Raw genomic sequence first — 276 nt, 5'->3', positions numbered from 1 at the left:
GACATCGGGAACGGCAGCTGCAATTACCAATCCAGCCCAATACAATACAACTGTAACGGGACTCACTGACGGAAATTATCAATTTCAATGGACGGTAAGCAGCGTTGGCTGTACAGATGCGCAGGATAGTGTTGCCATAACCATAGCTCCATCCATTACAGTTGCGCAGGCAGGAAATGATCAAAATATTTGCGGATCCACAGCCACTCTTGCAGGAAATGCTCCGGCAGCAGGAGAAACAGGTCTATGGGAATTTGTAAGCGGGGGAGATGGGCC

1 protein-coding gene is annotated in these 276 nt (G+C 49.3%); it reads left to right on the top strand.

What is annotated here, in order from left to right:
• On the top strand, positions 1 to 276 hold a 276-nt coding region (locus ACWA1B_RS22615), incomplete at both ends, for a hypothetical protein (protein ID WP_456910855.1).

The sequence above is a fragment of the Flavobacterium xizangense genome (assembly GCF_054075145.1).
The sequence above is the reverse complement of the archived record's forward strand: the minus strand, read 5'-3'. Positions and strand labels throughout refer to the sequence as shown.